Source organism: Halopseudomonas pachastrellae, assembly GCF_900114765.1.
Taxonomy (GTDB): Bacteria; Pseudomonadota; Gammaproteobacteria; order Pseudomonadales; family Pseudomonadaceae; genus Halopseudomonas; species Halopseudomonas pachastrellae.
Map to the genome: position 1 here is coordinate 63,829 of NZ_FOUD01000021.1, position 24,236 is coordinate 88,064.

Genomic DNA, 24,236 nt, shown 5'->3' on the forward strand with positions numbered 1-24,236 from the left:
AGCAATCTCCCTTCAGGCCATGGCGCGAACTAACTCAGTTGGCGGGCGTGTAGAACTGCGTGGAGTACTCCTCCTGCGCCGGCTTGCGTACAGTACCGACTTCCAGCATGTAGTCGACAAAGGACTGCGCATAATCGAGGAAGGTGTCTTCAGCGCGGCCGTCTTGGCTCACTGTGCCAAAGGTCACATAGCCATCCTGCCCCAAGGCGGTGAAGCTGTTGCTCACGACAGTAAGTACCATGGCATCGGTCAAAGGCTGCCACGCACCCTCATTGCGCACGCGATACTCGATATCGTACAACCGCTGACCTGCCGGGCGATTCATATCCACATACCAGCGCAGGCCGGCAGCATAGGGATAGGCGCCGCTAGAATTGCTGTGGGCGTAATCAACGGCCTCATTCAGTACCTGCCGAATTTCCGCACCGGTTATTTCGAGGTTGGTCAGCGTGTTGGCAAACGGCAGCAGCGTGTAGGCATCGCCAATGGTGATATCACCAGCAGGGATATCAATACGTACGCCACCCGCGTTCTGGATGGACACATCGGCGTTTTTGCTCAGAAACAGGAAGGCATTGGCCACCACATTGGGAATATCTCCGCCACGGTTGGGGTCTTCGCCGGTGCAGGTGGTATCGCCGTAGGGCACACCCGGAATACGCGCCAGGCACAGGTCTTCAGTGGCCATACCAACGACGTTATTGCGGAAGGTGTCGAGCTGCTGCGTGTAGCCGCTGAGCACAGCCTGGACCGCCGCATCCGGCGCGGTCAGACTGAGCTGGGGATCGGCATCAATAGCCGCCAGCACCTCAGCCTCGGCATCACCCGTCAGGGCAACGTCGTTACGGGTTGGCTGATCCAGCAACAGGTGCGGTACCCCTTCGCAGGAGACCACATTGCCTTCGCTGTCCCACTGTATATTCAGCTCGCCAACCACCTTGGCGTATTCCCAGGCTTGGGCCACACAGGCCGTGTTGCCATCGGCATTGGCGACCCTGGTTGGATACTCGCCACCGGCATTCATACCGTAAGCAGCAAAATCGCCGAGCAGGGTGTGAGAGTCGCCACCGATAATGACATCCACACCCGACAGGTTACGCGCCAGGTTCAGGTCATTCTCATACTGATAATGCGTCAGCAAGATGATCTTGTTGACGCCCTGCTCGGCCAGCTCGTTGATCATCGCCTGGGCCGTTTCCTGCTCATCCAGAAACTCGGTCGTTGCCAGCGGGCTGGAGCTGCCTTGAGTCTTGCCGCTGATATCGATGCCGATCACCCCGACCTGTTGGCCGTCCACCTCGTGAATGTAGTACGGCTTGATGTAGTCGTCTTCAGCAGCGGGCGCCAGCGGCGTGCCTACCTGTGGTTTGACGTTGGCAGCCAGCACTGCGGTGTCACAGCTATCTGCCGCGAGGTAATCGAGGAAATTAACCAGCCCCGCATCGCCCCGGTCAAACTCGTGGTTACCCAGGGCAAAGGCATCGAAGCAGACCTCGTTCATCAAGGCGGCGTCGGCCTCACCCTCAAAACTGGAGAAGTACAGCGTACCGGTGATCGCATCGCCGGCGTGCAGTTTCAGCACGTTGTCCAGCTCGGCTTCACGCTCTGCCATTTTGGCTGCCACACGCGGAAATCCGCCCAGCGCAAAACTGGTTTCGGTGCCAGCGATATCAAGATCGATGCTGCTTTCTTCCAGATTGGAATGGTGATCGTTGATATGCAGAATATTCAGCGTCAAAGGCTGAGCCGCCGCATTATCGTCAGCATTGCTGTCGCTATCACTATTACAACCGCTCAACACCAACGTTGAGATGACTGAAGTCAGGGCCAGTAAGGCTTGAGGTCTCACGAATACGCTCCTTTGTAATGAGTACTTCGAGCGCAAGCCTGCCAGTTGATTATGTCAGTCCAGTGATGCCTGGATGCCGACTTGGTGGCAGCCAACCCAACCCTCGACAGCCCTTAATACCTGCCGCATACTCGGCCCAACCACAGGAGCCATGCATGGATTGGGAAACACTGCTGTGCCGCGAACGATTGGGCAAACCGGTCGCCAGCGACGACGAATTGGGGCGCACGCCCTTTCACAAGGATCACGACCGCGTCATTTTTTCCGGCGCCTTCCGCCGCCTGGGCAAGAAAACCCAGGTCCACCCGGTATCCAGCAACGATCACATTCACACCCGCCTGACCCATAGCCTGGAAGTTGGCTGTGTCGGGCGCTCGCTCGGTATGCGGGTGGGCGAAATGCTGCGCAGCGAGATGCCGGACTGGTGCCAGCCAGCCGATCTGGGGGTGATTGTCCAGGCTGCCTGCCTAGCCCACGACATCGGCAACCCGCCGTATGGACACTCCGGCGAGGATGCTATCCGCCACTGGTTCCGCCAGGCTGAGCAGCGCGGCATGCTTGATCAACTGAGTGACGCCGAGAAGCAGGATTTTCTGCATTTTGAAGGCAACGCGCAGGGCTTTCGCGTACTGACCCAGATTGAGTATCACCAGGCCGAAGGCGGCATGCGCCTGACCTATGCCACCCTGGGTGCCTACCTGAAATACCCCTGGACTGCTCAGCATGCCAACGACCTTGGCTACAAGAAGCACAAGTTCGGCTGCTATCAGGCCGAGTTTCCGCTGCTGCAGCAGATCGCAGACAAACTGGGCCTGCCGGCCCTGGGACCGCACCGCTGGGCACGGCACCCGCTGGTATATCTGGTCGAAGCGGCCGATGACATCTGCTACGGCTTGATTGATCTGGAAGACGGGCTGGAGATGGATCTGCTGGCTTACGCCGAGGTAGAGCGTGTGCTGCTGGATCTGGTGGGTGATGACCTGCCGGAGACATATCGCCAACTGGGCCCTAACGACTCACAACGGCGGCGCCTGGCCATTCTGCGTGGCAAGGCAATCGAGCACTTGGTCAACGCTGCGGCGCAGGCCTTTATTGATCAGCTGCCCGCCTTGCTCGCCGGTGAGCTGCAGGGCGACCTGGTCGAACACATGCCTGCCGCAGCGCGCAATTGCGTACTGACAGCCAAGGATATGGCGCGCAAGCGGATATTTCAGGACAAGCGCAAGACGCTGCATGAGATCGGCGCCTACAGCACGCTGGAAACCCTGCTGGACGCCTTTTGCAGTGCGGTCAACGAATTGCACGCCGGGCAAAACCTGAGTTTCAAGCACCAGCGTATTCTTGATCTGATTGGCCACACCATTCCGCAGGCAGACTGGCCGCCCTACCGCAGCTATCTGCGGGTGCTGGATTTCATCGCCGGCATGACCGACCTGTACGCCGCCGATATGGCCGCCCAGATTCGCGGCATCAACCCCGCCTGAGTCAGACTGGAGCGCTGGCCTGGCGGCGCTCCAGGCGCTGCAGCAGCAGGTCGACCAGCAACAGTTGGGCGCTGATGGCCTGGGTGGCGGTCTGAAAATAGTCTACCGAGTGGACCGCTGTGGACTGCTCCTTGAGCAATTCACAGATGGTCTCCAGCAGACTGTCCAGCGACTCTTCAGCGGCGCGTACCGGCTGGCTCAGCACGGGCCGCAGCTCCGGGTCCGAGACTAGGCGGGCCAGGGCCGCATAGCATTGTTCGTTGATCTGCTGGCTAAGCTGCCCCAGGCGCTCGCGCCACACCGTCAGGTTCTGACGGTTGGCAGCAATACCGGTGCCGATGGCACGGGACTGCCCAAGCAGCTCGATATTGTGCAGCAGCTCCAGCCACTGTCCCTCTGCCTGCGGCGCAAGACGGCCAAGGCACACCAGATCAAAGCGCTCGGCCAGCGCGCTGACGGTGTCCAGCAAGGCCTGAACAAGGTCTGTTTGAAGGCTCAACAAATGCTCGGGAGACTCGGCTGTGTCGGGCTGATTGACCCGCTCCCACAGCTGCAGCGCAAGGTGCCAGCTGGGCAGCCAGTGCAGCCTCGGCTGGTATACCCGGCAACGCTCGAACAACTGACGAACCTGCTGATTGACCGACCAGAGCCGTGCCTCCAGCGAACGCTCACCCGACTGCACGCCGTAGGACAGCCCGCGGTGGCGCTGAACCTGTTCGATCAATTGGCGCAGCAAGCGAATCTGCGCCAGGGCCACCTGCCGTTCTTCAGCGTAGCGCCAGCGCTTGCGCTGGCGTGCACGCAGCCAGGCACCGGCTACCAGCACCAGTACCAGCAGAAGAACCAACAGGGTCAATGCCATCTCTGCCCTCCCTTCCGTGCGAAGCAGAAACCCGGCTTACTCGCGGGCCGACAGTAGCTCGATACGATAGCCGTCCGGGTCTTCGACAAAGGCAAGGATGCGGCTGCCGTGCTTCATCGGGCCGGCCTCGCGTACCACCTTGCCCCCGGCCGCGCGAATCTGCTCGCAGGCGCGGTACACATCCAGCACTTCAATGGCGATGTGGCCGTATCCGCTGCCCAGATCATAGCTGCTGGTATCCCAATTCCAGGTCAGCTCCAGCACCGCGTGTTCGGCCTCGTTGCCATAACCGACAAAGGCATTGGTAAAGCGGCCGTCAGGGTAGTCCTTGCGGCGCAGCAGGGTCATGCCGAGCACTTCGGTGTAGAAGGCGATGGATTTTTCGAGGTCTCCAACACGGAGCATGGTGTGCAGAATTTGCATGATCGGCGCCCTTGCGAGGATGTATAGACAAAGCTACCGGTTTCCCCGCTCCGCCCGCAACTGTAAAACGAAAACGCCCGGTGAAATCGCTTTCACCGGGCGTTAGATCGAGCCTTAACTGACTTAGAGCAGCTTACGGCCTTTGCCGGCAGCAATGCGCATGCGCAGTGCATTCAGCTTGATGAAGCCAGCTGCATCGGCCTGATCGTAGGCGCCAGCGTCGTCTTCAAAGGTCGCGATGTTGGCGTCGAACAGCGAGTCGTCAGACTTGCGGCCAACCACAATGACGTTGCCCTTGTACAGTTTCAGGCGCACAACACCGTTCACGTTAACCTGAGAGGCGTCGATCATTTCCTGCAGCATGACGCGCTCGGGGCTCCACCAGAAACCGTTGTAGATCAGTTCGGCGTACTTCGGCATCAGGCTGTCTTTCAGGTGGGCTACTTCACGGTCCAGGGTGATGGACTCGATCGCGCGGTGGCCCTTGAGCATGATGGTGCCGCCGGGGGTTTCGTAGCAGCCGCGGGACTTCATGCCGACAAAGCGGTTCTCAACGATATCCAGACGACCGATACCGTTGGCACCGCCAACCTTGTTCAGGTAGGTCAGCACTTCAGCCGGGGTCATTTCTTTACCGTCGATGGCAACGATGTCGCCATTGCGGTAGCTCAGCTCAATGTAGGTGGCCTGGTCAGGTGCGCTTTCCGGCGAAACGGTCCAGCGCCACATGTCTTCTTCATGCTCGGTCCAGGTATCTTCCAGCACGCCACCTTCGTAGGAGATGTGCAGCAGGTTGGCGTCCATCGAGTAGGGAGACTTTTTCTTGCCGTGGCGCTCAATCGGAATGCCGTGCTTCTCGGCGTAGTCCATCAGCTTCTCGCGCGACAGCAGGTCCCATTCACGCCAGGGCGCAATCACTTTTACGCCTGGTTTCAGCGCGTAGGCACCCAGCTCAAAGCGAACCTGGTCGTTACCCTTGCCGGTAGCACCGTGGGAGATGGCGTCACCGCCGGTCTCGTTGGCAATTTCAATCAGGCGCTTGGCGATCAGCGGACGCGCGATGGAGGTACCCAGCAGGTACTCACCTTCATATACGGTGTTGGCGCGGAACATCGGGAACACAAAGTCGCGCACAAATTCTTCGCGCAGGTCGTCGATGTAGATTTCCTTGACGCCCATGGCCTGGGCCTTGGCGCGTGCCGGTTCTACTTCTTCACCCTGACCCAGGTCAGCGGTAAAGGTGACCACTTCACAGTCATAGGTTTCCTGCAGCCACTTGAGGATGACCGAGGTATCCAGACCGCCGGAATAGGCCAGGACGACTTTTTTGACTTCTGCCATTTCGTGCTCCCTTAAAAGCAAGACTGAACCGCCACCCCGAACGGAGCGGGCGAAAGGCGCCTATTCTAGCGCCACGCAGGCGGGAATCACAGGGGAGTCGGGGCAATCGAGGTGTAACAAGGCCTTCTAATTGTACTGCAGACGCAGCATCACCCGCCGGTTGGCCGCACGACCTTCAGCAGTGCGATTGCTGGCAATCGGATAGCGGTCGCCATGAAAGCGCATGCTAAACAAGGACTCATCCACCCCCTTTTCCATCAGATAATCACGAACCGCCAGCGCCCGTTGGCGCGACAGTTCCCGGTTATCCAGGCGGTTGCCCTGATTGTCCGAATGCCCGTCGAGCACAATCTCGTTGAGTTGATCCGCCGCCTGAATGTACTGCAGCACGGCATCCAGCATGCTCTTGGCGTCGTCACTCAGCAGGCTCCCACCTGAGCGAAAGCTGATGGTGCTCTGCTCGGCCTGCGCCGCACTGATCGGCAGCAGCTTGCTGACGCAAGCCTGATAGTCACTCCAGGCCTGCTGGTAGCCGACACTGGAAACCACCACCCGCACCGACTCGCCGCCAGCCAGGCTGCTGCGCATGATGGTCGGCTGCAGCCCGGAGGCCAGGCCTGCCAGCATGCGCCCGGCCTGCTCGTAGGGCAGCAACATCGCCTGGCTGCCATTGGCAACCACGCCCTGCCCCACAGGCTGTGTGGCCGTGCCAGGGCGCCACGGGGGCGGCTCGTTAAATACCTGTGCAGGCCCCGGACGCATCGGATTGTCCCAGGCCGTCAGTTCAAACGCCGGGCGCTCGCCGGCACGGCGCACAAAGGTCGCCTCACCGTAGCCCTCCACCGACTGCGACAAGCGGCAGGCAAACTGATCCCCCTCCACCTGCCATCGAACATCTTCCATACGGGTCTGGAAGGTCATCGCCTGGGCCGGCAGCGCCACGCTCAGCAAAACAGTCAGGTAGGCTCGTGTCACCGGGGTCTCCACGTTGATTCCACGCTCCGATACAGCTCGGGCGCCAATCTCTCTTGCCTGACTCATCGGCACGGGCATGAAAAACTTTAGGAAACACCGGGCAAGGTCATACACCTGAAAGCACATGCCTCTGACTCCCACGCCGGGGCGGCGGCGCCTCAGGCTGCGGAGTGTCAAATAAGGGCCGTTTGCGGTAGCATTGCGCCATTCTCAAGCACTGGATTTTCCCCATGACTGACCGCCTGACGCTCACCCGCCCGGATGACTGGCATATTCACCTGCGCGACGGCGCCATGCTGCAACACACGGTGCCCGATGCCGCCCGCAGCTTTGGCCGCGCCATCATCATGCCCAATCTGGTGCCGCCGGTACGCGACGCGGCCGAGGCGGCAGGCTACCGTGAGCGTATTCTCGCTGCCCGTCCAGCCGGTTCCCAGTTTGAGCCGCTTATGGTGCTGTACCTGACCGATCAGACCTCTCCTGAGGTCATTCGCCAGGCCAAGGCCAGCGGTCAGGTCGTCGCCGCCAAGCTCTACCCGGCAGGCGCCACCACCAATTCGCAGTCTGGCGTCACCGCGCTGGAAAACATCTACCCCGCGCTAGAAGCGATGGCCGAGGTCGGCATGCTGCTGCTGGTGCACGGCGAGGTCACCCACGCCGAGGTAGATATCTTTGATCGGGAAAAAGCCTTTATCGACCAGCAGCTGGTCAAGGTAGTAGAGCGCTTCCCTACCATCAAAGTGGTGTTTGAGCACATTACCACCGGCGATGCGGTCAGCTTTGTTCAGCAGGCGTCCGACAACGTTGCCGCGACCATCACCGCCCACCACCTGATGTTCAACCGCAACCACATGCTGGTAGGCGGCATTCGCCCGCACCTGTTCTGTCTGCCGGTGCTCAAGCGTCAGACGCACCAGCAGGCACTGCGCGAAGCGGCCATTTCCGGCTCAGGCAAGTTCTTCCTGGGTACCGACTCTGCGCCACACGCACGCCATGCCAAGGAAGCAGCCTGCGGCTGTGCCGGTTGCTACACCGCCCACGCGGCCATCGAGCTGTATGCCGAAACCTTTGATGAACTCGGCGCGCTGGACAAGCTCGAAGGCTTTGCCAGCCTCCACGGGCCGGACTTCTACGGCCTGCCACGCAACACCGATACCATCACCCTGGTGCGTGACAGCTGGGCGGTACCGGCAGAGCTGCCCTTCGGCGACCAAGCCGTGGTCCCGCTGCGTGCCGGCGAACACATCCACTGGCGTCTGGCCTGATAATCATCAACCGTTAAGGAAATACCGTGAGCGAGTTCGACTTTGACGATGAAGAACGCGATCCCGTGACCTCGGGCAAGGCCAAATCGCCTCTGGCATACCGTTTTCGGGGCTTCCTGCCGGTTGTGGTGGACGTGGAAACCGGTGGTTTCAACGCAGCCACCGACGCCCTGCTGGAAATTGCCGCTACCACCATCAACATGGACGACGACGGCCTGGTCTACCCGGACCAGACCAGTTTCTTCCGTATCGAGCCCTTTGAGGGCGCGAATATCGAAGCCGCCGCGCTGGAATTTACCGGCATCAAGCTCGATCACCCGCTGCGTCAGGCGGTGAGCGAAGAGCACGCGCTGGGCGAGATCTTCAAGCAGATCCGCAAGGCCATCAAATCGGCCGGCTGCAAGCGCGCGGTGCTGGTTGGCCACAACGCGTTCTTTGACCTCGGCTTTCTCAATGCGGCGGTCGCGCGTACCGACCTTAAACGCAACCCCTTCCACCCCTTCTCCTGCTTTGATACCGCCACACTCGGCGGCCTAGCGTACGGCCAGACCGTGCTGGCCAAGGCCTGCAGCGCAGCCGGCATCGATTTTGATGGCCGCGAAGCGCACTCGGCGCGCTACGACACGGAGAAAACCGCAGATCTGTTTTGCACCATCGTCAACCGCTGGCGCGAAATGGGTGGCTGGCCCCCAGTCGAGTAACCGGCAGACAGCCCACAGCCTGCCTGCGTAGCCCTGCACGCTTGCCCGCGTGGCAAGCTGGGGTTATGGTCACAATGACAGTGAAATCATCCACTACACTGCAACGGTAGTCCTGTTCGGCCGTGCGGCAGGACAAGGCCTATTTGTTAACACGTGCTGGTCAGTTCCCGTCCCGCTTGGGGCTTTGCGGAATTTATCTGCCTGTAGCGTGGTCTACGCCCAGAGGCCGGACCATTGATAATCAGAAAAAGGAGTCATTTCACATGCGCAAATCCCTTGCCCTGCTGTTCTCAGCCACCATCGGATACGCTTCCCTCAGCGCCACGCCAGTCGCCGCAGAAACCTTCGTGACCATCGGCACCGGTGGCCAGACCGGCGTTTATTACGTTGTCGGTCAGTCGGTCTGCCGGCTGCTCAACCGCAACAGCGCAGATCACGGCATTCGCTGCAACGCGCCCTCCAGCGGCGGCTCCGTGGCCAACGTCAACGCCATTCGCGGCGGCGAGATGAACATGGGTGTTGTGCAGTCGGACATCCAGTACAAGGCCTATGAAGGCGTTCAGAGCTTTGAAGCCGATGGCGCATTCAGCGACATGCGCGCCATGTTTGCACTGCACGGTGAACCGCTGACCGTGGTTGCACGTAAAGACGCCGACATTGCAAGCGTCACTGACCTCAAGGGCAAGCGCGTCAATATCGGTAACCCGGGTTCGGGCCAGCGTGACACCATGGATGTGGTGATGGGCGCGCTGGGCTGGACTGTCGATGATCTGGCACTGGCCTCCGAGCTGGGCGCCGCCGAACAGGCTGCGGCCCTGGGCGACAACAACATTGACGCCATGGTTTACGTAGTCGGTCACCCGAACGGTTCGATCCAGGAAGCAACCACCACCGTTGACTCCAACCTGGTATCGGTATCCGGCCCGGAAATTGATCAACTGATCAGCGAGCGCCCCTACTACGCCAAGGCCATCATTCCCGGCGGCCTGTACCGCGGCAACGATAACGACACCGAAACCTTTGGTGTGCGCGCCACCCTGGTTGCCTCCACTGCGACCGACGAAGAAACCGTGTACCAGACTGTGAAGGCGGTGTTCGAGAACTTCGACCGCTTCAAGCGCCTGCACCCGGCCTTCGCCACCCTCAAGGAAGAGGAAATGATCAAGGAAGGTCTGTCCGCACCGCTGCACGACGGCGCGATCCGCTACTACAAGGAACGCGGCTGGATGTAACAACCAAAAAGGGGCCTTTGAGGCCCCTTTTTGCTTTCGCTCTAGCGTCCCCTTTTTGCATTGCATCGCGGCTCCACAAGAGACGCTTGCACAGGCAGCACTATCAGCGCTGCCACAGGATAAAACACCAATAATCAGGAGAAGCGCGCAGCCATGAGCCAGACAAGCGACGCCAATGATCTGAATACCGAACTTGAAGACCTGGTAGCAACCAGCGATACCGGTGCGCGCAAGCCAACCGGCGCAGCGCGCAAGCTGCTGCTCAGCGTAGCTGCGGCCTGGTCGCTGTTTCAGTTGTGGATCGCCTCGCCCCTACCCTTCATGGTGGGCTTCGGCGTGTTCAACAGCACCGAGTCACGCTCGATCCACCTGGCATTCGCCGTGTTTCTGGGCTTTATGGCCTACCCCGCGTTCAAGCGCTCCCCGCGGGACTACATCCCCGTCATTGACTGGATTTTGGCCGTTGTAGCCGCGTTTTGCGCCGCGTACCTGTATATCTTTTACACCGATCTGGCTGCCCGACCCGGGCGTCCGATTACCCAGGATGTGATCGTCGCCGTCATCGGACTGGTGCTGCTGCTTGAGGCTACCCGCCGCGCCCTTGGGCCGCCGCTGATGATCGTGGCCCTGGTATTTATCGTCTATTCCATGGCCGGGCCCTGGATGCCCGGCATTTTGGCCCACCGGGGTGTCAGCCTTGAATCGCTGATCAACCATCAGTGGCTGACCACCCAGGGCGTATTTGGTATCGCCTTGGGCGTTTCTACCAGCTTCGTATTTCTGTTCGTGCTGTTCGGCTCGCTGCTCGACAAGGCCGGTGCCGGCAACTATTTCATCAAGGTGGCGTTTTCGCTGCTGGGCCACTACCGCGGCGGACCCGCCAAAGCTGCCGTAGTCGCCTCCGGCATGACCGGGCTTATTTCCGGCTCATCCATCGCTAACACGGTTACCACCGGCACCTTCACCATTCCGATGATGAAACGCGTTGGGTTCTCCGCCGAAAAGGCCGGCGCAGTAGAAGTCGCCTCCTCCGTCAACGGCCAGATCATGCCGCCAGTCATGGGTGCGGCAGCCTTTTTGATGGTTGAGTACGTAGGCATTTCCTACGTTGAGGTGATCAAGCATGCCTTTTTGCCTGCGCTGATTTCCTATATCGCGCTGGTCTACATCGTGCACCTGGAGGCGGTAAAGGCAGGCATGAAGGGCCTGCAAAGCAGCAACCCGCAACGTCCGCTCCTGCGTAAGGTGCTCGGTTTTATGACCGGGCTGATTCTGCTGATGGCGCTTTCCTTCGCGGTCTACTACGGCCTTGGCTGGCTAAAACCACTACTTGGTGACGCCGCCGGCTGGGTTATCGGCGCAGCGCTCGGTGCGGTGTATATCGGCCTGCTGAAGGTGGGGGCACGCTACCCCGAACTGGAGATGGATGACCCGGACGCACCGGTCGTCAGCCTGCCGCAGACCAAGCCCACCGTCATGTCAGGGCTACACTTTATTTTGCCGGTGATCGTGCTGATATGGTGTCTGATGGTAGAGCGCCTGTCGCCCGGCCTGTCGGCCTTTTGGGCCACGGTGCTAATGATCGTCATCATCATTACCCAGCGCCCGCTGATGGCGCTGTTCCGTGGTCAGGGTGAGGCCGGCGCCGCCGTCATTAAGGGCCTGGATGACCTTTGGCAGGGCCTGATCGCAGGCGCGCGCAACATGATCGGTATCGGCATCGCCACCGCGACGGCCGGCATCATCGTTGGCGCCGTCTCGCAGACCGGCGTGGGCCTGGTGCTGGCTGATCTGGTCGAAATCCTGTCGATGGGCAATCTGCTGCTGATGCTGGTACTGACCGCCGTGCTCAGCCTGATTCTGGGCATGGGCCTGCCGACCACCGCCAACTACATCGTGGTGTCGGCGCTGCTGGCACCGGTGATCGTCACTCTGGGCCAGCAAAGCGGCTTGCTGGTGCCGCTGATTGCCGTGCATCTGTTCGTATTCTATTTCGGCATCATGGCGGACGTTACCCCGCCCGTCGGCCTGGCTTCCTTCGCTGCGGCAGCGGTGTCAGGCGGCGATCCGATCCGCACCGGCTTTCAGGCGTTCTACTACAGCCTGCGGACAGCGGCTCTGCCCTTCCTGTTTATCTTCAACACCGATCTGCTGCTGATCGATGTCGACTTTATGCATGGCTTGCTGATCTTTGCCGTCGCGACCCTGGCCATGCTGATCTTTGCCGCCGCGACTCAGGGCTGGCTGGTCGTGAAAAGCCGCTGGTACGAGAGTCTGCTGCTGTTGCTGGTCGCGTTTACCCTGTTCCGCCCCGGTTTCTGGATGGATATGGTGCACGACCCCTATCGCAGCGTGCCACCAGCGCAAATTGAACAGGTACTGGAGCGGGTGGATGCCGGCAGCAATCTGCGTATCCAGGTCGACGGCGAAGACGATATCGGACAGCCGCGCACCTTCTTTGTACTGGTGCCGGTGCCCGAAGGCAGCTCCGGCAGCGAGCGTCTGGACAAACTCGGCCTGCTGCTGATGCAGGACGGTGATCGCACCCTTGTCGACATGGTGACCTACGGCAGCCCAGCGGCTGACCTGGGCTTTGACTTTGACCAGGAAATTGTCGAAATCCTGGCCCCGGTTGATCGCTGGGCCAAGGAATGGATGTGGATACCCGGCCTGGCGGTGCTGCTGCTGGTGATCGGACTGCAATGGCGTCGGCGGCCTGCCGATGGCGCACAAGCGAGGGCCTGAGCATGTACAACAAGATCCTGCTGCCAATTGATCTGAACCACAAACAGTCGTGGGACAAGGCACTGCCCACGGCGCTCAACTTTTGCCAAACCTACAACGCCTCTCTGCACATCATCACCGTGCTGCCGGACTTCGGGTTGCCGCTGGTGGGCGGATTCTTCCCCCGCGAGTACGCCGAGAAGGCAAAAAAAGCCATCAGCGGTGACCTCAAGGCCTTTGTGGCGGAGCAGGTACCCAAGGGCGTCAAGGTGCAGCGCATCGTGGCCGACGGTAAGGCCTACGAGGCCATCCTGCGTGTCGCCAAGAAGCTCGATGTTGACCTGATCGTCATGGCATCGCACAAACGCAAGCGGCTGGAAGACTATCTGCTGGGTACCAACGCGCTGCGCGTCGTGCAGCAGTCTCGGCGCTCGGTCATGATCGTTCGCTGATAAGCCAGGCAGCAATCTCCCGGATGGCTGGCATGTATCCTGCTTGCTCTCAGGCAGGCGGCCGCAGTGACAGGGCCGTTACATAGACAATGGCGTCTCCCCCAGCCCGACTCAGGTCGGTTGCCGGGGGCGGCGCTTTTTTTTATGCCTGAAACACAGCCTGGACGCGGCGCTGCGCCCCGTTCCGGCGAGCAAAGGACAACAGCATGCACAGCAGTTTCTGGAAAGCCGGCCACACACCAACCCTCTTTTCTGCCTTTTTGTACTTCGACCTGAGCTTCATGGTCTGGTACCTGCTTGGCCCTCTTGCGGTGCAGATTGCCACCGACTTGGACCTGAGCGCACAGGAACGGGGCATCATGGTGGCCACACCCATTCTTGCCGGCGCCCTGTTGCGCCTGCTGCTGGGGTTCATGGCGGATCGGCTCTCGCCCAAAACCGCAGGCATCATTGGCCAGACCGTTGTTATTGTCACCCTGCTTGCCGCCTGGCAGTTAGGGGTCACCAGCTACGAGTACACTCTGATGCTGGGGCTGGGCCTGGGCTTTGCCGGCGCCTCTTTTGCTGTTGCCTTGCCGCTTGCTTCCCAATGGTATCCACCGGAGCACCAGGGCAAGGCGATGGGTATCGCCGGTGCAGGTAATTCAGGCACCGTGCTGGCAGCCATTTTTGCCCCGGGGCTGGCCCACCTGTTTGGCTGGCAGAATGTGTTCGGCCTGGCGCTGATTCCACTCAGTATCACTCTGATCGTCTTTATGCTGCTGGCACGCAACGCGCCGAGTCGCCCTGCCCCCAAGGCGCTGGCGGACTATGCCCACGCGCTGCGCGACGTCGACAGCTGGTGGTTCATGTTTTTCTACAGTGTGACCTTTGGCGGGTTCATTGGTCTGGCCAGCGCATTGCCCGGCTACTTCAGTGACCAGTACGAGTTGAACCCGGTGACAGCTGGCTATTATACCGCCGCCTGCGTCATGGCTGGCAGCCTGATGCGCCCGCTTGGCGGTGCCCTGGCCGACCGCATTGGCGGTATCCGCGCACTGCTGTACATGTACGGTATTGCTGCTGTCTGCATTGCCGTGGTGGGTTTCAATCTGCCCAGCTCTTGGGCCGCCCTGGCGTTCTTCGTCGCGGCCATGCTGGGCTTGGGTACCGGCAATGGAGCCGTCTTTCAACTGGTTCCCCAGCGCTTCTTTCGCGAGATCGGCGTCATGACCGGGCTGATCGGCATGGCCGGCGGTGTTGGCGGATTTATCCTGGCCGCCGGACTCGGCACCATCAAGCAGCACACCGGCGACTATCAGCTCGGCCTGTGGTTGTTTGCCTTGCTGGGACTGCTGGCCTGGGTTGGGTTGTACAACGTCAAGCGCCGCTGGCGCACTACCTGGGGTTCCTCCAGCCTGTCCTCTGCCCGGATCTGAGCCATGGCGCTGCAACTGAGTATCAGCGAAGCCAGCGATACAGGGCCACGCCAGCACAATCAGGACGCCATCCGGGTGGTCACACCAGCCGCCCAGCTGGCTGCCAGCAAGGGGCATCTGCTGGCGCTGGCCGACGGCGTCAGCCAATGCGCCGACGGTGCACTGGCTGCCCAGGCCACGCTGCAGGCGCTGGCGCTGGACTACTACGCCACACCGGAAACCTGGGCGGTGCCTCAGGCGCTGGACAGGCTGCTGACGGCCCACAACCGCTGGCTGCGCGCCAATGGCGGTGGCCAACCCCTGCTGACCACGCTCACCGCGCTGGTGCTGCGCGGGCGTCGTTATTTCCTTGCCCATGTCGGTGACTGCCGGGCCTACCTGCTGCGCGACGGCCAGCTGCGCAAGCTGACCCAGGATCACGTCTGGGAGCATCCGGGCATGGACCATGTGCTCAAGCGGGCCATGGGCCTGGACGAACATCTGCTGATCGATTACAGCGACGGCGCCCTGCACCTGCACGATCAACTGCTGATTGTCAGCGACGGCGTCTGGGCGACGCTGAATGACGCAGACCTTCTTGCCTGCCTGCTGCAGGCGCCCTTTGAACAACGCTGCCAGCAGTTGCTCAAACTCGCCTTGCAACGGGGCAGCCAGGATAACGCGAGCGCCCTTCTGGTCAGAGTTGACGCACTGCCCGACGGCACGCTGGGCGAAGCCCTGGCCCCGCTGGATGAACGTGCGCTGCCGCCGCGTCTGCATGCAGGCAAGGCGTTCGAGGGCTGGGATCTGGTCGGCCTGCGCGCCGAATCGCGTCAATCGATGGTTTACCGGGTGCGCGACCCGCTGCAGCAAACCTGGCTGCTGAAAACCCTGCCACCGGCCTTGCAAAACGATGACGCTGCACGCCAGGCACTGGTGCTGGAGGAATGGTTCATGCGCCGCGTCGCGGGTGACTTTGTCCCTGAGCTCCATCCACTGCCGCAGCGTCGACACCTGTACTACGTGATGCGCGAGTACCCGGGGCAGACGCTTGAAGAGCACAAGCGTCAACACGGGCTGTTGAGCATCTCCGCCTGTCGCACCCTGGCCGCGCAGTTGCTGCGTGCGATAGGCAAGCTGCATCAGCGCAACCTGATTCACTGCGACATCAAACCGGATAATTTGCTGCTGGGCGACGATGAGCGCCTGCGCCTGCTCGACTTTGGCCTGTGCTATTGCCCCGGCCTGTCTACCGCCAGCCGAGTAAGCGCCGCTGGTACACCCAGCTATATGGCACCCGAAACCCTCGGCGGCGCTGCCCCCACCCCGGCGCAGGACATCTACGCCTGCGGCGTGACCCTCTACTATCTGCTGACCGGGCATTACCCCTACGGCGAAGTCGAGGCATTTCAACGGCCACAGTTCTACCAGCCGACGCCAGCCAGTCGCTATCGCCCCGATATACCACCCTGGCTGGATGATCTGCTGTTGCGCGCGGTGGCTGTCGACCCCGGCAAACGGCTGGAAACGGCAGAGCAATGGCTGCTGGAAATGGATGAGGGTGAGCAGCGCCCCTTGATCAGCCGTTCCCAACCCTTGCTGGAACGGCACCCCGTGCTCTTCTGGCGTTGGGTCGCCGCCGCCTCTCTGGTGGCCAACATGGTCCTGCTGGTGCAGTGGCTATCCTCGTAAAGCGCCCCAAGCCGGTGCGCTCACGCTGCATGCTTGTGCATCAATACCTATAATCGGGATTAAACAACAGCTTCATGGCACTGATTTAAAAGACAAACTAAAGATGGCATAAGATCTGCTTTAGAAGAGTCAACACAACAGGTCGTGCCTGACTGAGCGCCCGACCTTACATCGCACATTCGGACAAAGGCGTCCCTGCTGCTTACGCGGCCGGGACGCCTTTTTTGTTTTCCGCCCGGCAAAGAGCGTCACCATGCGAAAACTGAAACTGGTACTGATTGGCAACGGCATGGCCGGCATTCGCACCCTCGAAGAGCTGCTGAAGCTGACCCCTGATCTGTACGAGATCACTGTATTTGGGGCAGAACCGCACCCCAACTACAACCGCATCATGCTGTCACCCGTGCTCGCCGGCGAGCAGGCGTTTGACGATATCGTGCTCAACGACATGGACTGGTACCGCCAGCACGGCATCACGCTGCATCTTGGCAAGCGCGTCACACGCATCAATCGCGCCACCCGCCGCGTGGTCGCAGAAGACGGCACCCAAGCCGAATATGACCGCCTGCTGCTGGCAACGGGCTCCAACCCGTTCATGCTGCCGGTCCCGGGCAATGATCTACAGGGGGTTATCGGTTACCGCGACATCGGCCATACCCGGCAGATGATGCAGACCGCCCATACCCACCGCCATGCCGTGGTAATCGGTGGGGGGCTGCTGGGGCTGGAAGCGGCCAATGGCCTGCGCCAGCGTGGTATGGACGTTACCGTTGTGCACGTTGGCAAATGGCTGCTGGACCGCCAACTGGACGAAACCGCCGGCCAGCTGCTGCAGCAGGCGTTGGAAGCACGCGGCATACGCTTTGCCCTGCAGCACCAGACCGAACAGTTGCTCAGTGACAGCACCGGCCGTGTTTGCGCGGTGGCGTTCAAGCACGGCACGCAAATCCCGGCTGATCTGGTGGTCATGGCCGCAGGCATCCGGCCAGCCACCGATATCGCGGTCGAGGCCGGGCTGGCTTGTGATCGCGGCATTCTGGTCAACGATACCCTGCAAACCTTTGATCCGCGCATCTACGCCATTGGCGAATGTGCACAGCACCGCGGTATCGCCTACGGCTTGGTTGCACCGCTGTTCGAACAGGCAAAGGTTTGCGCCAACCACCTGGCAATGCTCGGCTACGGTCGCTATCTCGGTTCGGTCACCTCGACCAAACTCAAGGTAACCGGTATTGATCTGTTCTCCGCCGGGGACTTTATGGGTGACGACAGCTGCGACATCGTTACCCTGCGCGACCCGCAAAGCGGTAGCTACCGTAAATTGGTGATCCGCGATGACGTGTTGGTCGGTGCCTGCCTGTACGGAGACACCCGCGACAGCAGCTGGTACTTCGAGCTGGTGCGCAGCGGCCAACACCTCGCGGCACAGCGTGATCTGCTGATGTTTGGCCAGACGCTTGCCAGCAGCGCCATTGAAACCGCCGCAGGTCTCGAGCTGCCAGCGGTCGAACGGAGGCTGGCGTCATGAAGCAGACGGCCTCTACCTGCTGTTATTGCGGCGTTGGCTGCGGCGTGCTGATCGAGCACGACGGCCAGCACATCCACAACGTCAAGGGCGACCCGGCGCACCCGGCCAATCTCGGCCGCCTGTGCAGCAAAGGCTCCACGTTGCACCTGACCGGCGACCTGGCAGCCCGCGCCCTGCATCCGGAACTGCGTCTGGGCAAAAGTATGGCGCGCAACCGCACCGACTGGGACAGCGCCCTGGGTCACGCAGCGGAGGTTTTTGCCCGCACCATCGCCGAGCACGGCCCAGACAGCGTGGCTTTCTACATCTCCGGCCAGTTGCTGACTGAGGATTACTACAGCTTCAACAAATTGGCCCGGGCGCTGATCGGCACCAACAACATCGACAGCAACTCGCGCCTGTGCATGTCCAGCGCGGTAGTCGGCTACAAGCGCAGCCTGGGCGCCGACGCACCGCCCTGCTCTTACGAAGACATTGAGCAGAGCAACTGCCTGCTGATTGCCGGCAGCAACATGGCCTACGCCCACCCGGTCCTGTTCCGCCGCCTGGAGGCCGCCCGCGAGGCTAACCCGGCGCAGAAGGTCATCGTCATCGACCCTCGTCGTACCGACACCTGCGACGTCGCAGACCTGCACCTACCGCTGCGCCCCGGCAGCGATGTCGCCCTGTTTCACGGCCTGCTGCATCTGCTACTGGAAAACGACCACGTCGACCATGACTTCATCAACGCGCATACCGACGGCTTTGAAGCACTGCAGGCACTCGTGCAGGATTACCCGCCAGCGCGCGTCGCGACACTCTGCGATATCAGCGAGGCTGAGCTGCGCCAGGCAGCCGAGCTGATCGGCAAGGCCGACAGCTTTCTCTCGTTGTGGTGCATGGGGCTGAACCAGTCCAGCGCCGGTAGCGCCAAGAACAACGCCCTGATCAACCTGCACCTGGCCACCGGTCAGATCGGCAAGGTCGGCGCCGGCCCCTTCTCGCTGACCGGCCAGCCCAACGCCATGGGCGGCCGCGAAACCGGCAGCCTGTCCAACCTGCTGCCCGGCCACCGTGACGCCGCCAATGCCGAGCATCGCCGCGAGGTCGCTGACTATTGGGGCGTAGCCGGCCTGCCGGAGCAACCCGGCCTGAGCGCCATCGAGCTATTCGAGGCGGTCCGCGATGGTCGTATCAAGGCCCTGTGGATCGCCTGTACCAACCCGGCCCAATCCATGCCGGACCAACAGCTGATCCATCAGGCGCTCAGCCTGTGCCCCTTCGTCATCGTGCAGGAAGCCTTCAGCACCACCGAAACCTGTCACTATGCTGACCTGCTGCTGCCCGCCGCCAGCTGGGGCGAAAAGGAAGGTAGCGTGACCAATTCCGAGCGACGCATCAGTCACGTGCGCCCCGCCATTCCCGCGCCCGGCAGCGCCCGTGGCGACTGGGATATCGTCTGCGACTTCGCCCGCAGGCTGGAGCAAAAACTTCGCCCCGGCCAGCCCAGCCAGTTTGCCTTTGCCCGGCCAGCCGAGCTGTTCGACGAATACAAGGGCCTGACTGCCGGTCGCGACCTCGACTACAGCGGCCTCAGCCACGCCCTGATCGACGGGCTGGGCCCGCAACAATGGCCCTTCCCCGCTGGCAGCCGCCAGGGCACCCCGCGGCTGTATACCGACGGCCGCTTTGCCACCGCCGATGGCCGCGCGCACTTTGTCGCCGAAGCCCCTCGCCCGCTCAGCGAACCCGCCGACAGCAGCTACCCCCTGGTACTGAACACCGGACGCCTGCGCGATCAATGGCACGGCATGAGCCGCACCGGCACCGCCGCCCAGTTGTTCGGCCATGTGGAACGGGCGCAGCTCTCCATGCACCCGCAGGACATGCAGGCCCGTGCGCTTGAAGACGGCGACCTGGTTAGCCTCAGCAGCCGGCGCGGCACGCTGATACTGCCCGTGCAGGCCGACGCTCAGTTACGCCCGGGACAGAGCTTTTTGCCGATGCACTGGGGCAACCGTTTTCTCAAGGGCCTGGGCAGCAACCGCCTGACTCTCAGCAACCACGACCCGCTGTCCAAGCAGCCAGAACTCAAACAGGCCGCCGTAGAGGTCACTCGCGCAGTACTCCCCTGGCAGCTGTTTGTGCTGGTTGAAGGCGACGTACAGCAGCGCTTTGCCCAACTGCGCGAGCTAGCTGAAGTCTTTGATTATCTGAGCATGGGGCTGGTCGGCCGCGAGCGCCCGGCTGTGCTGCTGCGCGCCGCAGCGGGCCAGGCGCCCGACGCCGCCTTACTGCGCCAGCTGGATGCGGCCTGCGGACTGGACACCCCACAGGCGCTGAGCCTGGAAGACAGCGCGCGGCAGATCAGCAAACGCATCGCACTCGATGGCCAGCGCATCATTGCCCTGCGCCTCAGCGGCGAGACCCTGGCCCGCGACTGGCTGCGCAAACTCTGGCAAGACGCCGATGACATTACCGACCTGCGCCGCTGGCTGCTGGCCCCGGTCGCCACCCCGCCGGGTGTCAGCGCCGCCGCCACGGACAAAACCATTTGCAACTGCATGAACGTCAGCCAAAGCCGCATTTGCGCCGGCATCGAGCAAGGCATGCAGCTGGAGGATTTGAAGCGCGAACTCGGTTGCGGCACCCAGTGCGGCTCCTGCGTTCCGGAAATAAAACAACTGCTGGCCAAGACCGCAGTCCCCGCCTGATACAGGAGAAACTGATGAATACCACCCCGCCTGTCTGGCTGGTTGGCGCCGGCCCCGGCGACCCGGAACTGCTGACGCTCAAGGCCGCGCGCCTGTTGGCGCAAGCAGAGATCGTGATGGTGGACGATCTGGTCAACCCCGAGATTCTGCAGCATTGCCCGCAGGCGCGCCTGATTCGCGTCGGCAAGCGCGGCGGCTGCCGCTCCACCCCGCAGGCCTTCATCAATCGCCTGATGCTGCGCTACGGCCGCCAGGGCAAACGCCTAGTACGCCTGAAAGGCGGCGACCCCTGCATCTTCGGCCGTGCCGGTGAAGAGGCCCAGTGGCTGCGTGATCGTGGCGTCGAAGCCGGCATCGTCAACGGCATTACCGCCGGGCTGGCCGGTGCCACCCAATGTGATATTCCGCTCACGCTGCGCGGCGTGAGCCGAGGCGTCACGCTGGTTACCGCCCATACGCAGGATGACAGCGAACTCAACTGGGCCGCGCTGGCCGCGGGCGGCACCACGCTGGTGGTGTATATGGGCGTTGCCCGCCTGCAGCAGATTCAGCAAGGCCTGCTGGCCGGCGGCATGCCAGCCAACATGCCGGTCGCCATGATTGAAAACGCCAGCTCACCACTTCAACGCCAACTCGCCTGCCAGCTATCTCAACTCTGCACTGCCGCCATCGCCTTCAAACTAAAAAGCCCGGCGGTGCTGGTGATTGGTGAGGTGGTGAATGCGGCTGCGCTGGCTCACTCATACAGCGAAACCTCACAGCTGGCGGGATAAGGCGCGCCGGACGGCGCGCGCTTGGCGGGCGGCTCAGGCCTTGGCAGGCTTGAGCGCGTCGAGCATGCGGCCCATGGCGGCATGGATGGCGTTGACCGCTTTAAGCGGGCGTACCATGACCTTGAAGTCGACAATCTTGTCGTCGTCGTTCCACTGGATCATATCGATGCCGTTGATGGTGATACCGTCGATGACGGTCTGAAACTCCAGCACCGCATTATTGCCATCAACCAATTCACGCAGATAGGTGAAGTGCCCCGGCTCGTTCAGCGTCTTGAACGCCGCGGACAGATACAGCGTGGTAATTGCCTTGCCCACCTGCGGGGTGTGCACCACCGGGGAATGAAACACAACGTCATCTGCCAGCAGATCCGCCAGTCCGCTCGGGTCCTGCGCTTCGACAACCTTGTGCCACCGTTCGATCACACTGCTCATTGCTGCTCCTTATCGTTGGCAGGCTTGGTACCTGCTGCCGCGGCGCGGCAGCAAGCCTTATTCCAATGCCGCGTGGTTCAATCTTCGTGCGGAATGGGGTCAACGTTGCGATCCCAGCCCACCAGTACAACGGTCGCCAAAATACCAATCAACAGGCCCACCCACGGCTCGAAAAACGCCAGCGAGGCACCAATCAGCACCACCGCGCCGCGAGAGGTATTGTTTTTCGGGATGGCCATGGCGATATAGGCACAGGCAAACCCGGTCAGTACCAGCGTCAGTGACAAGGCAATGCCCAACAACGGCTTGAGCCCGGTCAGCAGCGGCAGCAGGAAGAACAGAATCGGCAGGCCCATCAGGTAATAGGACGCCAGGCCGCTGTGAATGCTATCCATCGCCTGTTTGCCCTGCTTCCAGCGCTGCATGATGATCACGTGCACACCGGTCCAGAGCGCGCCCTGGGTCGGGAAGAAGGGTGCACTGATACCCATCAGCGCATTACGGATGGCCAGCGAGATGTGTGAGCGGGTCGGGTTGATGTCGATGTGTTCGTCCTGGCGAGTCTCCAGTCCTTCGCGGATCACCTCGTTACCAGTGACCAGATCGCCAAATAGAATCACGTAGGTGATCAGCGCCAGCGGCATACCCTGAATAAACATCTCCATGCTCGGCCAGCCAATGGCAAAGGGCGAGACCTTGGCCCAGGCATCATCCAGCGGCGGGATCAGAATGCCCCACTGAATGTCGTAGCTCACCTCACCAACCATCGGGCCGATAATGCCGGCCAGCACAAAACCGGGCAGCAGGCCCAAGGCGCCGAGCAAGGCAAAGAAACGGTATTTTTCCTTCAGTTTGGCCATGGGAATGCTGAAAGCGAAGATCAGGCACACGGCGCAGGCAATGGTGGTGCTGATCGGCTGCTGCAGCAAAAAGCGTTCAGCATCGTCAACGAACACCCGTTTCAGCGCCGCAATCGCCGCACCTAGAATGATGCCCGCCTTGAGCGTGTCGGGTAGCCAGAGAATAAAGCGCTTACCCAGCCCGGTGATGCCCAGCAAAAACAGCAACAGGGCAAAATCGAGCGATATCGCCGCCATCGCCTGAAAGCGCTCATCGGGTGTCTCATACCCGCCAAGCACAAAGGCGAGTACCAATGGCAACGCGGGGGTAATCCAACCGGGGGCGTAGGGTTCGCCGAACACAATGATGGCCGAGGCAATCAGCGCCGAATGAATCATGGAGACGGCTACTGCCTCTTCAAAACTCAGGCCAAAGAAGCTGGTCATCAGCGGCACCAGTGACAGGCCGGTGGCGGCGGCGATCAGCAGCCCCTGAACCAGCTCGGGCCAGCAGAGTTTTGAATGGTAGAACGGTAAACGAAAGGTAAAGGGCCCCCAACGCCAGCCCGGTTGTTCAGGTTGCGACATAACCGTCTCCATCTTGTTTTGTTGTTATGTTCTCTCGCGTGGAGAGTTTCACCGCATTATGCCGAGCCGGCCTCTCTAGCGCGCCAACATCAGCGTTGTCGATGACGCGCTAGAGCCTGCCGTTATTCTGCCGCGCCCAACACCTCGCCAAAGAACTGATGCATGGCGGCAAAGCTACGCTTGGCCACGACTGGGTGATATTCGGCTTTGCCAGCCATGTTCGCGGAGGGATCAGAGAAGGAATGCACCGCGCCACCGTAGCTGATCAGTTGCCAGTCCACGCCTGCGTCGCGCATCTCGGCCTGAAAGTCAGCAACCTGTTGGTCTGGCACAAAGGGGTCGTCTGCTCCGTGCAGCACCAGGATCGGCGCCTTGATATTGGTAGCATCGGCTGGGTTGGGGGTGTCCAGATTACCGTGGAAAGACACCACGCCCTTGAGCTCGGTACCCGAGCGCGCCAGCTCCAGCACCGAACCGCCCCCAAAACAGAAACCGATGGCAACCAACTGGTCGCTGGCAACCGGCGCCTGGGTCTGGCTGGCCAACAGGTCCAGCCCGGCATTCACTCGCGTGCGCATCAGCGCGCGATCATCGCGCACGGTGCTGGCAGCCGCACCGGCCTCCTCTGCATTGGCCGGGCGAATGTCCCGGCCGTACATGTCCGCCACAAACACCACATAATCGGTGCCCGCCACCTTACTGGCCTTCTCGACGGCGGCGTCCGTCACCCCCATCCAGTTGGGCACCATCAGCACACCGGGCCGCGGCACCTGCACGCTGGCGTCGTACACCAGGCGGCCCTCAAAAGGCTTGCCGTCAATCTCGTAGTCGACCTGCTCTACCTTGATATCAGCCTGTGCCAGGCCTGCCAGCGTACTCATCAACACGCCCCCCAATATGCGCTTCATCGTTGCTTCCTCCATAAAATGTCTCTCCAGCATAGCGGCAGAAACAAAAATGCCTGCACAAGGCAGGCATTTTTG

General features: G+C 61.4%; 17 protein-coding genes and 1 pseudogene. 10 read left to right on the forward strand and 8 right to left on the reverse strand.

Annotated features, from left to right (window positions below):
• Window positions 1-34 precede the first annotated feature (34 nt).
• Window positions 35-1,849: a 5'-nucleotidase C-terminal domain-containing protein gene (locus BM116_RS15890; protein ID WP_211276262.1), complete on the reverse strand. Its 1,815-nt coding sequence runs from the start codon at window positions 1,847-1,849 to the stop codon at window positions 35-37.
• 155 nt (window positions 1,850-2,004) lie between these two features.
• On the opposite strand from BM116_RS15890, the gene BM116_RS15895 reads away from it, so the two are divergent.
• Window positions 2,005-3,333, forward strand: coding sequence for a deoxyguanosinetriphosphate triphosphohydrolase (locus tag BM116_RS15895; protein ID WP_083726282.1), 1,329 nt, complete (start codon window positions 2,005-2,007; stop codon window positions 3,331-3,333).
• Window position 3,334: 1 nt separating this feature from the next.
• Here BM116_RS15895 and BM116_RS15900 read toward each other — a convergent pair whose 3' ends face one another.
• The 4 genes from BM116_RS15900 to BM116_RS15915 all read right to left on the reverse strand — a co-directional run bounded on the left by BM116_RS15900 (window position 3,335) and on the right by BM116_RS15915 (window position 6,934).
• Entirely contained in the window at window positions 3,335-4,195 is an 861-nt protein-coding gene (locus BM116_RS15900; protein ID WP_083726280.1) for a hypothetical protein, read from the reverse strand.
• 36 nt (window positions 4,196-4,231) lie between these two features.
• On the reverse strand, window positions 4,232-4,618 hold the full coding sequence (gloA, locus tag BM116_RS15905) for a lactoylglutathione lyase (RefSeq protein ID WP_083726278.1): 387 nt from the start codon (window positions 4,616-4,618) through the stop codon (window positions 4,232-4,234).
• 123 nt (window positions 4,619-4,741) lie between these two features.
• Complete coding sequence (locus BM116_RS15910) at window positions 4,742-5,959, reverse strand: argininosuccinate synthase (RefSeq protein WP_083726276.1); 1,218 nt, start codon at window positions 5,957-5,959, stop codon at window positions 4,742-4,744.
• Between the two features lie 126 nt (window positions 5,960-6,085).
• Window positions 6,086-6,934 (reverse strand): flagellar protein MotY, encoded by an 849-nt coding sequence (locus BM116_RS15915; protein WP_169847251.1) that lies wholly within the window; start codon window positions 6,932-6,934, stop codon window positions 6,086-6,088.
• Between the two features lie 230 nt (window positions 6,935-7,164).
• Here BM116_RS15915 and pyrC point away from each other — a divergent pair, with 230 nt between their 5' ends.
• The 9 genes and pseudogenes from pyrC to cobA all read left to right on the forward strand — a co-directional run bounded on the left by pyrC (window position 7,165) and on the right by cobA (window position 21,391).
• Window positions 7,165-8,199: a dihydroorotase gene (pyrC, locus tag BM116_RS15920; RefSeq protein WP_083726272.1), complete on the forward strand. Its 1,035-nt coding sequence runs from the start codon at window positions 7,165-7,167 to the stop codon at window positions 8,197-8,199.
• Window positions 8,200-8,225: 26 nt separating this feature from the next.
• On the forward strand, window positions 8,226-8,900 hold the full coding sequence (gene rnt / locus BM116_RS15925) for a ribonuclease T (protein WP_083726270.1): 675 nt from the start codon (window positions 8,226-8,228) through the stop codon (window positions 8,898-8,900).
• Between the two features lie 263 nt (window positions 8,901-9,163).
• A complete protein-coding gene (locus BM116_RS15930; RefSeq protein WP_083726268.1) occupies window positions 9,164-10,132 on the forward strand; it encodes a TAXI family TRAP transporter solute-binding subunit in 969 nt (322 codons plus the stop codon).
• A 153-nt stretch (window positions 10,133-10,285) separates the two neighbouring features.
• A complete protein-coding gene (locus BM116_RS15935) occupies window positions 10,286-12,877 on the forward strand; it encodes a TRAP transporter permease (RefSeq protein ID WP_083726266.1) in 2,592 nt (863 codons plus the stop codon).
• A gap of 2 nt (window positions 12,878-12,879) precedes the next feature.
• Complete coding sequence (locus tag BM116_RS15940; protein WP_083726264.1) at window positions 12,880-13,308, forward strand: universal stress protein; 429 nt, start codon at window positions 12,880-12,882, stop codon at window positions 13,306-13,308.
• Window positions 13,309-13,514: 206 nt separating this feature from the next.
• A complete protein-coding gene (locus BM116_RS15945) occupies window positions 13,515-14,726 on the forward strand; it encodes a nitrate/nitrite transporter (RefSeq protein WP_083726262.1) in 1,212 nt (403 codons plus the stop codon).
• A 3-nt stretch (window positions 14,727-14,729) separates the two neighbouring features.
• Window positions 14,730-16,397: a bifunctional protein-serine/threonine kinase/phosphatase gene (locus BM116_RS15950; protein ID WP_083726260.1), complete on the forward strand. Its 1,668-nt coding sequence runs from the start codon at window positions 14,730-14,732 to the stop codon at window positions 16,395-16,397.
• A gap of 253 nt (window positions 16,398-16,650) precedes the next feature.
• Window positions 16,651-20,618: pseudogene (locus BM116_RS15960) on the forward strand (molybdopterin-dependent oxidoreductase).
• A gap of 14 nt (window positions 20,619-20,632) precedes the next feature.
• Entirely contained in the window at window positions 20,633-21,391 is a 759-nt protein-coding gene (cobA, locus tag BM116_RS15965; RefSeq protein ID WP_083726254.1) for a uroporphyrinogen-III C-methyltransferase, read from the forward strand.
• A 33-nt stretch (window positions 21,392-21,424) separates the two neighbouring features.
• Here cobA and BM116_RS15970 read toward each other — a convergent pair whose 3' ends face one another.
• From BM116_RS15970 to BM116_RS15980, 3 genes are all read right to left on the reverse strand, one after another.
• Window positions 21,425-21,826, reverse strand: a complete 402-nt coding sequence (locus tag BM116_RS15970; RefSeq protein WP_083726252.1) for a nuclear transport factor 2 family protein — start codon at window positions 21,824-21,826, stop codon at window positions 21,425-21,427.
• Between the two features lie 77 nt (window positions 21,827-21,903).
• Window positions 21,904-23,253 carry a hypothetical protein gene (locus BM116_RS15975; RefSeq protein ID WP_083726250.1) on the reverse strand — a complete coding sequence of 450 codons (1,350 nt, stop codon included), beginning with the start codon at window positions 23,251-23,253 and terminating at the stop codon, window positions 21,904-21,906.
• Between the two features lie 122 nt (window positions 23,254-23,375).
• The gene (locus BM116_RS15980; RefSeq protein ID WP_083726390.1) at window positions 23,376-24,161 is read right to left on the reverse strand and encodes a dienelactone hydrolase family protein; all 786 of its coding nucleotides are present in this window, start codon (window positions 24,159-24,161) and stop codon (window positions 23,376-23,378) included.
• Window positions 24,162-24,236: the final 75 nt, after the last annotated feature.

Excerpts from the sequence above, each read along its gene's own strand:
- BM116_RS15980 (WP_083726390.1), bottom strand. The coding sequence starts at position 24,161 with ATGAAGCGCATATTGGGGGGCGTGTTGATGAGTACGCTGGCAGGCCTG.
- BM116_RS15930 (WP_083726268.1), top strand. The coding sequence starts at position 9,164 with ATGCGCAAATCCCTTGCCCTGCTGTTCTCAGCCACCATCGGATACGCT.
- BM116_RS15940 (WP_083726264.1), top strand. The coding sequence starts at position 12,880 with ATGTACAACAAGATCCTGCTGCCAATTGATCTGAACCACAAACAGTCG.
- pyrC (WP_083726272.1), top strand. The coding sequence starts at position 7,165 with ATGACTGACCGCCTGACGCTCACCCGCCCGGATGACTGGCATATTCAC.
- BM116_RS15975 (WP_083726250.1), bottom strand. The coding sequence starts at position 23,253 with ATGTCGCAACCTGAACAACCGGGCTGGCGTTGGGGGCCCTTTACCTTT.
- BM116_RS15935 (WP_083726266.1), top strand. The coding sequence starts at position 10,286 with ATGAGCCAGACAAGCGACGCCAATGATCTGAATACCGAACTTGAAGAC.
- gloA (WP_083726278.1), bottom strand. The coding sequence starts at position 4,618 with ATGCAAATTCTGCACACCATGCTCCGTGTTGGAGACCTCGAAAAATCC.
- BM116_RS15895 (WP_083726282.1), top strand. The coding sequence starts at position 2,005 with ATGGATTGGGAAACACTGCTGTGCCGCGAACGATTGGGCAAACCGGTC.
- cobA (WP_083726254.1), top strand. The coding sequence starts at position 20,633 with ATGAATACCACCCCGCCTGTCTGGCTGGTTGGCGCCGGCCCCGGCGAC.
- BM116_RS15945 (WP_083726262.1), top strand. The coding sequence starts at position 13,515 with ATGCACAGCAGTTTCTGGAAAGCCGGCCACACACCAACCCTCTTTTCT.
- BM116_RS15950 (WP_083726260.1), top strand. The coding sequence starts at position 14,730 with ATGGCGCTGCAACTGAGTATCAGCGAAGCCAGCGATACAGGGCCACGC.
- BM116_RS15910 (WP_083726276.1), bottom strand. The coding sequence starts at position 5,959 with ATGGCAGAAGTCAAAAAAGTCGTCCTGGCCTATTCCGGCGGTCTGGAT.
- BM116_RS15900 (WP_083726280.1), bottom strand. The coding sequence starts at position 4,195 with ATGGCATTGACCCTGTTGGTTCTTCTGCTGGTACTGGTGCTGGTAGCC.
- BM116_RS15970 (WP_083726252.1), bottom strand. The coding sequence starts at position 21,826 with ATGAGCAGTGTGATCGAACGGTGGCACAAGGTTGTCGAAGCGCAGGAC.